Source organism: Zarconia navalis LEGE 11467, from assembly GCF_015207075.1.
Taxonomy (GTDB): Bacteria; Cyanobacteriota; Cyanobacteriia; order Cyanobacteriales; family Geitlerinemataceae; genus Zarconia; species Zarconia navalis.
Window position 1 is genome coordinate 1 of the sequence record NZ_JADEXN010000196.1, and the last position, 8,563, is coordinate 8,563.

Here is an 8,563-nt window from a genome sequence, read left to right on the forward strand (position 1 = left end):
AGCCCTCGCCATCGCCCTACCCGATCCCATGAGTACCCGCCTGCTGCTCAAACGGGCCTTAGAATTTGCCCCAGAACTCGATGTGGTTGCCCGTTCCCACGAAAGCGGCGAAATCGATGTGCTGACCCAACTCGGGGCGAAAGAAGTGGTACAGCCGGAGTTTGAAGCAGCCTTAGAAATGGGGGCGCATATGTTAGATACCTTGGGAGAATCGAGCGGTACGATTCTATCGGTGGTGCGAACGATTCGCATCGAGCATTACGACAGCGTTCGCCCTCAACACGAGAACCTCCCCAAAGAGAAAGATCTCGAGAACGTCACCCACGAACTGCACAATGAATGGATTACCCTGCCATCGGAATCGCCGCTGGATTGGATGACCCTGGCGACGGCCGATATTCGCAATTTGACGGGGGTGACGGTGATGGCTATTCAGCAAGGAGACGACGTGAATTACTATCCGAAAGGACAGACAACACTGAGATCGGGCGATAAACTGCTGGTGGTGGGAGAACGACCCGAAGTGGCAGCCTTCTACGATTTGATGAAGGGTCGGGCAGATTTTCGCCAAGGATACAATCGCTGGGTAACTCTGGCGGAGGAATCGACCCTCGTCGGACTCAAAGCTACAGAATTGCAACAACAGTACGATGTGGTGGTACAGTCGATTCGACGACACGGCAAGCTGTATCGTTCGGTCGATGATGCGATGGCATTACAGCCCGAAGATTGTATCTTACTGCGCGGCGAAGTCGATCGGGCAACAAAAGTGGCGAAGTTGGCAACGCAGAATGTGTAGGATGTGTTAGACGGGAATAACTTTTGCTGGGAATTGAAGGTCAAAATCCGTCGCGAGAACATCAAGGATTCTGAATACTCAAAGCGATCGAGAAAAGATGAAATCTCGATCGCTTTCGTTCCTAAAACCAAAGTGGATTAAATGTCTTCATCCAGGTGAGCTTCTAAATTGTCTTCAATTTGCGATCGCTGTTGGGGGGTGAGGATGGGAGTGACTTGCAAACTCGTGGCTTGGAGAACGTTGCGAATTTGAACTTCTTGAATCGGTGTCATGTCCAAAGCTTCAATTGCCTCGGCTAACCCTTCTTCGGCATCCAATGCCCCGTAAAATCGATCGACTTGTTCGGGGGTGAGAAGTTCTCGAACGCGATCGAGGGCTTGTTCGAGAGTGGGATTGAGGATTTCTGATTGTTGTGGGGTGAGGTTGACGTTATCCATCAACATCTCGTTTGCCAATTCCATCAAATCCGGTTCGGAATCGATCGCCGCACCCACAGATTGAGCGCGAACGGTAACTGGAGCAATACTAAGGGCAATCGCTAAAGTGCCCGTGACAAGGGGTAGAAGATTGAGTTTCATAGTTCGGTTTTCGAGCGGGTGAATAACTTGATACGATGAATGACGCGATTATATTTTAACGAGTTCTCTATTTTTCCTTTTTTGCTTGTACCGCTCCGGAAATTGTCACAAAAATGCAGAGAAATTGGTGATTTCGGAAATGACTTGTTACAACTTTCTACCCTTTTAAACGTGTTTGATATGATTTTAACCCACTCATAAACTGAGTTATTAACTAACCCAACCTAGAGAGATTGCCAAAAATCCGCCACCGTTGATGATACCGTGAATTAGCAGACTGCTCCAGGTATTACGACGGTGCTGAACGACCCAGGAAAGCATAAAAATAATTGGGAGTAGCATTAAGAGTAAATGCCAACCAAACGAGAGGTGAAACACCCACCAAAGAGATCCGTGAACCAGCCAGGTTTTCTTGCCATGCGTTAACTCTTGACGGGGAAAAATGTAACCGCGCCACATTATCTCTTCACCGACAATATTGAAAAAAAAGAAAGGAATCCAGCATAGAAGAATCCATCTTTCGTTCGGTGGCAGAATTCGGGCAGAGAGGAATGGAGGAGAAGGAGAAAAATCTGTAAAAACGGAGGAGGCGATCGCAATAATGGCAGCGGTACTTATTCCAATTAATAGAATCGAACCCAGCGTCCATAACCAGTCGGAAAGATTCATCTGCCGTAAGCGAAATCTAAGCTTAAAGTCCTCTAAACTTATCGTTCTACTTTCTCGAAAGTAGGCTAGAATTGCGGCTGTTAGAAGAGGAATAAAAACGAAGAAACCGCCACTCAAAAACCAGCATATTTCAAGTGGAATGTCAAACGTGCGATGCAGAATAGAAATGCCAAAACGAGTGGCAAAGTAGAGCAACAGAGTCGGAATCCCAAAGAAGATTAGGGATTCCCAGATAGGCATAGGTTTTAAAGCGATCGACGATTTTATCTCGTCATCTGAGTTCATCGCATTAGGATATCAATTTTGAAATTCTCAGCTTAAAATTAGAGGTAAAACTTATGACTTTCAACTTATTACTTCTAATTTGGTGGTGGCAAGAGTTCGGGTTCCCACTCCGATAAGGCAGGAGGTAAGGGTGCTTTTTCTCCGATGGGATATTGACGATCGCGAAGAATTTTCTCTAATTTCTTAACACGATTTCGAGGAGCGGGATGAGTTGAGAAAAATGCCAAGTTCGACTTTTTTTCCCGATCGAGTCTAGCAAAAAAATCCGTAGCACCGGCAACGTGGGTATAGTGTTTTTGCAACAAGTCGATGCCGAATTCATCGGCTTGCAGCTCCTGAGACTGGGAATATTGCGATCGCGAGATGGTTTCGATGGTGGAACCGATGATTCCCGCCAAGGCTCCTGTATCGCCGAAAATTGAAGCGATGGTGACTCGCAACAACAATTGCTGTCCCAAACCCCGCAGATGATCGCGATTGGCAAAATGTCCCAACTCGTGTCCCAACACCATCATCAGCTCGTTTTCCGACTCTGCCTGTTGCAGCAACCCCCCATAAACGACGATCGCATCTCCGGGTAATGCCAGGGCGTTGACGGTGTCTTCGGGGACGAACAGCACTCGGTAATCTCGATTTTGCCGTTGTTCCTCCGGCAGATGGGTTTCCAAGCCGTCGAGTAATGTATTGAGGGTATCCTGGGCTTCGGAAGGCTGGGCGATTTGTTCGTAAACCGGGACGATAACCGCCCCCAATTTCTGCTCTAGACTGGGGGGAATAAATTCGATAAAACTATCAAAAACCCATCCAAACGCCCAAATCGTACCGGCGATCGCGACAACGAAAAAGCCGAGTAGAATCAGCAATTGGCGGTTAGACGCGGGTGGGTTGCGATCGCCCGAATTTTGCGAGGATGGGTGTTTTTTGTTCATCGTCGATTCACGTGATACTGACTAACTTTTTGCCGGACGGAAGGGATTGATAAAGTTGATGAATCGATAGAGATTCCGGGACTGAACCCATAAGCGTCCCCGTCCGCTGAACCGACACACTAAGCCTTCTCCCCCGAGAATTCCCGTGCGCAACCCTTTAAAAGATAATCCTCCCAGCATCTCCACTTTATATTGCAACGTATCTTCAAAGGCGACAATATATCCCGTATCCACAACGTAATCTCCATCCACGGGAATTTCGACGATCGCACCATAGGAACTAAACCACACATCCCCTTCCCCCGTCGCCCGAATCAAGAACAACGATTCGCCGCTAAAAAAGCCTTTAAATCCCTGAAATTTGGTCTCGATATTCACCGTCAGACTGCAAGCTACAAATCCCGAGCCTTGAATCATTAAATTGTTCCCTTGCAAGGCATAATGCCGCACATCTCCCGGAACCCCTGGGGAAACGTAAAGTTCGGCAGGCTGATTCCCAGCGGTAAATTCACTGACAAAAAAAGACTCGCCACTCACTAGCCGTCCGATGCCTTTCATCAAGCCACCTTTAGCCTTCGATTTCATCTGGATTCCCGAATCCATCGCTGCCATCGCACCCGATTCGACCAAAACAGTTTGCTGGGGATTTAAGTGTAGAACCAAGGAGGCATAAGCGGGAGAATGTTCGATTTTATAGGCAATCTCTTGAACCATTTCCATCTCCTTAAAACTGGATTAATTTGAGAAGTTGTCCCACGAGACCTAACTTACTATTTGAGGCAGCAGCGGGTGGTAGCTGGAGACCGATATTTCGTCCGAATGCGATCGAGTTGTGGGTTTGACAGTAGACTTTTCCTCGACCTTTAAACCGGCAAACGAGTCCTTCTCCTCCCAAAAAAGCCCCCAGCCAACTGCCTCCAGGCTTGGTGATTTCAAAGGTTAAATTTTTATCGAAGGCGACAATATGGCCGGTATCGACAATATATTCATCTTCAACATTCACTTCGTACACTCCTCCAAAAGAGGTCATCAGAAGGGAACCGTAACCGCTGGCAGTCAGCCAAAAAATGGATTCTCCCGAAAAGAGAGATTTAAAGCCTTGAAAGCCTAAATCGATATTCACACCTGAGGCACTTGCCAGATAGGATGTTGCCTGAATCACTAACTCTTGTCCCGCCATTTCATGTAGGGTAATATCTCCCATCAATCGCGGTGCGAGAAACACTTCTCCCCCCGGCATGGGAGAGTTAAATACGCTTAAAAATAAAGATTCCCCAGCTACCATTCGTTTGATTCCGCCGAGAATGCCGCCGCCTTTTCCTTTTCGTAAGGTGGTATTGGCATTGATAAAACCACTCATGGCAACCATACTTCCAGCTTCGGCAACCACTTCTTCGCCACCATCGAGAATCACGCGCGCGATCGTACTGTCGGGTTGGTTTACAAGTTCGATGTTCACAACTTCGTTCTATATTCTAAAATTACCGCTTTCAAATCCCTAAGAAATATCAAAGTTTAGGACGCAAATATCCCACTAAGCCATCCACACTTCTCGATTGAAGATAAACTTTTCCTCGACCCGTCAAGCGGTTTACAAATCCTTCTCCAGAGGTCAGCGAACCGAAAAGTCCACCAGCCAGTTTGACATTCATTTGAATGCTGGGTTCGTAGGCAACTACATGACTTGTATCGACGATAAACTCTCCAGTGACATACTTTTCGGTGAGTCCGCCATAAGCTCCAAAAAACACCGTTCCTCGACCGCTGGCTTGTAGCTTGAACAGTCCTTCACCAGAGAACCAGCTTTTCAATCCCGCCCACCGAACGCCAAAATTGACCCCTGAGGTATGGGCGATATATGCCCCCGGTTGAAAACAAATGGATTCTCCGTGTAAATCCAGCCCGATAATATCACCGATGGCGGATTGAGTTAGCACTAGAGTTTGCGGTTTTTGGGTCGAGTTTTTAAACTCATTCACGAATAAAGATTCGCCGCCAAAATACTTTTTGAGTAACCCGGAAAAGAAACCCCCAGAAAATTGAGTTTTGGTGGTGAGTTGACCATCCATACTCGTCATTGCCCCAGACTCTGCTGTCACGGCATCACCGGGATCTAAAGTCAGAAAAATAGCGGCAAAAGAAGGCTTATAGCGAATTTCGTAACGCACGCTGGCTAGTTCCTCGCGATCGGGATATAGATTCTTCCAGTGTGCATGAAAAAAATTAGAACGTCCAGAGTTTCTAAATTTTTTTAACTTTTTATGAGATTCATGAGTTTTATGAATCTAGGATATGACGGTTAGTTTAGGGTTGAAATAAAAATATCGATCTTGTATCGAAACTGCATAACTTTATGGTAGTCAAACCTATATATATCGATCGTCTATACTTCTTTTAAGCCTCAATTCTACTTTCAATCAACTCTTTCAATTCTAAATACTAGAATAAAATATTGAAATATCGAGGCTAAAGCTAGAAGTTCGAGTTCTCAAACTGCATAATTTTGGAAAACCCAAACCTATATTTAGATCGATTCTCATCACAAAGTCGATCGTGAAACTTCTCCCCTCCGATACCTTTACCGTCACCACGCAACAGCCTCTGGAAAGCGTTCTCGATCGCCTAGCCGCACAGATTGAAGCGCCCCAGAAATTTCGATGGAAACGGCCTCGCCACCACAGACCCTACGCCGGGACTCTGTCAGAGTCTGGGTTTGAGATTCGGCGCATCATTCACTATCGCAACTCGTTTTTACCGAATATTTGCGGGCGGTTCGAGTCAAGTGGGGAGGGGACGATCGTCCGCATTCAACAAAGTTTACATCCGATTATCACCGTTTTTTCCCTATTTTGGTTATCGACTTGGTACAGCATCGCCATCCCCGTTTGCCTATCGGGTTGGCTGTCTGAGGATATTGGGGTAGAAATGCTTCTGCCGTTGGGAATGCCGATTGTTGTTTTCTTTATTTTTGGGTGTGCGTTTCGATGGGAAGCCGATCGCAGTCGCCGGGAATTAACCGCGATAATTCTGGGGAAATCGCCCTTGGCGAAACCGGCAAAAAGGCGATCGCGCAAAGTGTTGTGGTTTGTGGCAATCGCTGCGATTGGTATTTGGAATGCGATCGCCTTTAATGCATTCTTTTCATCCTCGCTTCCACCCCAATCCTCCCCAACCGAACTTCGATCGTGTTCTGAACCCTCAACCCAGTCTCCGTATTGCAATTTCTCGATCGCCCATACTCTGACGGGACATCCCACCGCGGCGGCGATTGCCTTAAGTCCCGACGGTAAAACCCTTTTCAGCGGCGGACGGGATAAAGCCATTAAAGTATGGGACATCGAAACAGGGGAACTCAAGAAAACCCTGCAAAGCGATTCTGGGGCGATCGCATCCCTGGCAGTATCCCCCGATGGCAATACCGTTATTAGCGGTAGCGGCGATCGCAGGGTGCGGATTTGGGATATTACTTCAGAGAAACGCCCCCAAATGCTTGCAGACGATACCGACTCTCACAGCTATCTCGTCAGTCGGGTGGGGATATCCGCAGACGGTAAGACGATCGTCAGTAGCGCTTACAGCGAGGTGAAAATCTGGGATCGGACAACCGGCGAACTCAAAACCACATTACCCGACACAGAGCCGAAAACGATCGAATGGGGCCCGATTTCGATAACCGGCAGCCAACCCCGTTTTAGCCTGTTGGCGATCGCCCCGGATGGCAATACTATACTGACCCGAGTGGGCAGTAAACTGGTGGTGCGGGATTTGACGGGCGATCGAAAAATGGTTTTGCCCAAAAAATGGTTGGCCGATGTTAACGCCGGTTCGATCGGTTGGGATGGACAAACCGCCGTCACCACATCTTACGGACAACCGAAAACCCACCTACAAATTTGGGATTTAACCACCGCCGAACTCAAAGCCGAAACCCTGGTTTCTGCATCTCGGGAAAGTTGGGGATATGGCGATCGAATTGCATTGAGTGGCGATCGTATTTTTGCCAGTACTACCGAGGGATTGAAAGTGTGGAATCTGGAAACGGCAGAACTCGAAGCCACCCTGAATCTCGAACCCATGCGCCATCTCGTTGCCAGTCGCGACGGCAAACTCCTCATTGGTATGACTGGGGATTCATCGACGCAGAATGCCCAAATTCAAGTGTTGCAGCGCCCGTAACCGATTAGTACTCCACCACACTAGTTCTGATGGTTAATTTGGTCGTAGGGGTAGTGCCCCCGTGCCTACCCCGGCGGCAAGGGGTAACCACGGGGGGATTACCCCTACTCGTCGCGCATCAATGTGGCCGAGTACTAGTCTCAGGGTAATTCCCCGAACTGTTCTCGATAGCGGGCTAAAATCGATTCGAGTTCTTCAGCGCGTTGGCGTTCGGCTTCAGCACGTTGGCGTTCGGCTTCCAACTGTTCTTCGGCTTCCACCCGCAACTGCGTTTCCTCTCGCAATGCCTCCGCTAACTCCTCGGGAACCAGCAGTTTTCCCCCGTCTTCTTGGCGGTAGAAGCCGATGAGTTTTCCTTCCACCACGAGGCGCAACTGTAACACTTCGCTGCAATTATCGACGATCGATTCGTAGGTATCCCCCCGCAGTCGGTAGCCGCGTAACTGCTCTTCAATCCACTCCCCTTTGGGATCGAACAGCCAATATTCGGCCACTTCTAAACTTTCGTACAGCTCTTTTTTGCGGGTCAGATCTTCGTCTTGGGTACTTTTCGAGGTCATCTCAAAAATCACCCTCGGCACTTGCCCTTCTTCCCAAATTTTGTAGTTGTCCCGTCCGCCGGGTTCTACGTCAAAGATCGCCATCACATCCGGGGCTACCCGCAGTTTGGGAAACCCCTGGGCATAGTATAGAAACTGGTCTGCCAAAACCGTCGCGCGGCGATCGCTTAGGTGTTGTTTGAGAACTTCGAGGGTGGTGAGAATGGCGTAAAGGTGGTCGTGGGTTTCTGCCACGGGTTCTTCATCCGCGCTGGGGTAAAAGATACTTGAGGATTGGGGATTGGGGATGACGGCTGTCATGGAAAGAGAGTGGGGTGTGGGGTTTGGATGATTTTCTATTCTACCCATTGGGCGATTGCCTTACTTGCCCGATATTACATTTTTGCGTCGCGGACGCTTCAAAAGACTCATCGCTTCTCCCGATTTCCCGACGGGTAACACCGGACTCCAGTGACTGACTTCGGCAACACCCAAACAGTGCAATCGGCGAATGACACTCCGAATCCATTGAGGGGTTCCCATCAAAATCATGCGGTTGGCAGGATTATCGCCGTCGAGGAAGGGGTT

At 48.4% G+C, this 8,563-nt stretch carries 9 protein-coding genes and 1 pseudogene; 2 read left to right on the forward strand and 8 right to left on the reverse strand.

The annotated features are described in order from the left end of the window. Window positions 1-799, forward strand: a 799-nt coding sequence (locus IQ235_RS11710; protein ID WP_319592579.1) for a TrkA C-terminal domain-containing protein, incomplete at its 5' end; no start/stop codon positions are given. 137 nt (window positions 800-936) lie between these two features. Here the strand turns inward: IQ235_RS11710 and IQ235_RS11715 are convergent. The 6 genes from IQ235_RS11715 to IQ235_RS11740 form a co-directional block, all read right to left on the reverse strand. Next, a complete protein-coding gene (locus tag IQ235_RS11715; RefSeq protein ID WP_264321645.1) occupies window positions 937-1,377 on the reverse strand; it encodes a hypothetical protein in 441 nt (146 codons plus the stop codon). Window positions 1,378-1,587: 210 nt separating this feature from the next. Further along, the gene (locus IQ235_RS11720; RefSeq protein ID WP_264321646.1) at window positions 1,588-2,046 is read right to left on the reverse strand and encodes a CPBP family intramembrane glutamic endopeptidase; all 459 of its coding nucleotides are present in this window, start codon (window positions 2,044-2,046) and stop codon (window positions 1,588-1,590) included. Between the two features lie 359 nt (window positions 2,047-2,405). Further along, on the reverse strand, window positions 2,406-3,260 hold the full coding sequence (locus tag IQ235_RS11725; RefSeq protein WP_264321647.1) for a M48 family metallopeptidase: 855 nt from the start codon (window positions 3,258-3,260) through the stop codon (window positions 2,406-2,408). A gap of 21 nt (window positions 3,261-3,281) precedes the next feature. Then, a complete protein-coding gene (locus tag IQ235_RS11730; protein WP_264321648.1) occupies window positions 3,282-3,974 on the reverse strand; it encodes a TIGR00266 family protein in 693 nt (230 codons plus the stop codon). Between the two features lie 10 nt (window positions 3,975-3,984). After that, window positions 3,985-4,719: a TIGR00266 family protein gene (locus IQ235_RS11735; protein ID WP_264321649.1), complete on the reverse strand. Its 735-nt coding sequence runs from the start codon at window positions 4,717-4,719 to the stop codon at window positions 3,985-3,987. 49 nt (window positions 4,720-4,768) lie between these two features. Next, complete coding sequence (locus IQ235_RS11740; protein WP_264321650.1) at window positions 4,769-5,428, reverse strand: TIGR00266 family protein; 660 nt, start codon at window positions 5,426-5,428, stop codon at window positions 4,769-4,771. Window positions 5,429-5,813: 385 nt separating this feature from the next. Here IQ235_RS11740 and IQ235_RS11745 point away from each other — a divergent pair, with 385 nt between their 5' ends. Then, the gene (locus IQ235_RS11745; RefSeq protein ID WP_264321651.1) at window positions 5,814-7,436 is read left to right on the forward strand and encodes a WD40 repeat domain-containing protein; all 1,623 of its coding nucleotides are present in this window, start codon (window positions 5,814-5,816) and stop codon (window positions 7,434-7,436) included. A 140-nt stretch (window positions 7,437-7,576) separates the two neighbouring features. On the opposite strand, the gene IQ235_RS11750 is transcribed toward IQ235_RS11745, so the two are convergent. After that, window positions 7,577-8,296, reverse strand: coding sequence for a Uma2 family endonuclease (locus IQ235_RS11750; protein ID WP_264321652.1), 720 nt, complete (start codon window positions 8,294-8,296; stop codon window positions 7,577-7,579). 60 nt (window positions 8,297-8,356) lie between these two features. Further along, a pseudogene (locus tag IQ235_RS11755) lies at window positions 8,357-8,563 on the reverse strand (hypothetical protein); the annotation flags it as partial.

Coding starts and splice junctions, on each gene's coding strand:
- IQ235_RS11715 (WP_264321645.1), bottom strand. CDS start 1,377: ATGAAACTCAATCTTCTACCCCTTGTCACGGGCACTTTAGCGATTGCC.
- IQ235_RS11720 (WP_264321646.1), bottom strand. CDS start 2,046: ATGAATCTTTCCGACTGGTTATGGACGCTGGGTTCGATTCTATTAATT.
- IQ235_RS11725 (WP_264321647.1), bottom strand. CDS start 3,260: ATGAACAAAAAACACCCATCCTCGCAAAATTCGGGCGATCGCAACCCA.
- IQ235_RS11730 (WP_264321648.1), bottom strand. CDS start 3,974: ATGGTTCAAGAGATTGCCTATAAAATCGAACATTCTCCCGCTTATGCC.
- IQ235_RS11750 (WP_264321652.1), bottom strand. CDS start 8,296: ATGACAGCCGTCATCCCCAATCCCCAATCCTCAAGTATCTTTTACCCC.